1 pseudogene is annotated in these 1,371 nt (G+C 63.5%); it reads right to left on the bottom strand.

The window, feature by feature from the left end:
• Positions 1–172 precede the first annotated feature (172 nt).
• Positions 173–1,317 (bottom strand): annotated as a pseudogene (locus BT264_RS37280) (IS3 family transposase); the annotation flags it as partial.
• Positions 1,318–1,371 lie beyond the last annotated feature (54 nt).

Genomic DNA, 1,371 nt, shown 5'->3' with positions numbered 1-1,371 from the left:
TGAAGTTGACCCGCTTCAACGGACAGATCTGCGGTAGCGATCGATGTGCGATTTAACCTCCGTTAAGCGGTAAGTCGCGGGTTGTCCACGGGCGGGCGGCGGGTCGCCTATCACGACCACGACGCCGCCCGGCGGTGGGCAACCCGCGCGGGGACAGGGTTTCATTTTTCATGTGCTCGTCTTCGAATTCGAGCGGTGAACGGTAGCCGATGCTGCTGTGCAGGCGACGCAGGTTGTACCATCCCTCGAGGAACCAGAACACACGCCCACGTGCCTGTTCGTGCGTATCAAAGCGCTCGCGCATGAGCAGTTCCGATTCGAGCGTGCCGAAGAAGGACTCGCACATCGCATTGTCGTAACAGTCGCCGGCGGTCCCCATAGAAGGCTGTACGCCCGCCTCGCGACAGCGCCGTCCGAAGGCAATCGACGTATATTGACAGCCCTGATCGGAATGCAGAATGACCCCGCGAGCGCGACGTTGCGCGAGCGCCATATCGAGCGCACGCAGCATCAGTTCCGTGTACAGGTGATTGGACATCGCCCAGCCTACAACGCGGCGGCTGAACACATCGAGCACCACAGCCAGATAGAGGAATCCCTCGCCGGTCGGGATGTAGGTGGCATCGGCCACCCACAGCACGTTCGGCGCCGCGGCACTGAAGTGACGACGCACCAGATCAGGGGCACGCCGTGCTCCTGCGCGTGGGCGCGTGGTGCATCTCCACTGCCTGCGACTTGCCCCGCACAGGCCGGCCAGACGCATGAGACGCGCTACTCGCTTGCGCCCGACATGTACGCCTTCGCGTTCGAGCTGGGCATGGATACGCGGCGCGCCATAGGTGCCGCGCGAGCTCGCGTGCAGCGAGCGAATACGCGAGAGCAACTGCGCATCACTGCATGCCTGCTTCGACGGCTCGCGCACGAGCCACGCGTAGTAGCCGCTGGTGGAGACTCGCAGCAGCCGCGCCATCGTGGCAATGGGCCAGCGGGCCCGGTTCGCTTTCATGAATCCGTACCCTTCGGCGGTACGGCCCCCGTCTCCCGAGCGAACCAGGCAGCCGCGTGAGAGAGTATGTCGCGCTCCATCTCGAGTTGGCGGACTTTACGGCGTAGCCGCGTTAATTCCTGCCTCTCGGCCGTGGTCAGTCCGTCCTGGCGCATTCCCGAGTCGCGATCGGCCTGAGCGACCCAGTTGATGATGCTCTGCGCCGTCGGCTCGAACTCGCGCGCCAATTCCTCAGGCGTACGTCCTGCCTTCACCAGCTCTACCATCTGCGCCCGGAACTCCGCCGGGTACGGCTTCCGATGCTTGCCCATGACGGCACCTCCTCTTCAAAAAGAATAGGTGTCCGTTGAAGCGGGTCAACTTCA

This window comes from Burkholderia sp. NFPP32 (assembly GCF_900119325.1).
GTDB classification, from domain to species: domain Bacteria; phylum Pseudomonadota; class Gammaproteobacteria; order Burkholderiales; family Burkholderiaceae; genus Burkholderia; species Burkholderia pyrrocinia_C.
The sequence above is the reverse complement of the archived record's forward strand: the minus strand, read 5'-3'. Positions and strand labels throughout refer to the sequence as shown.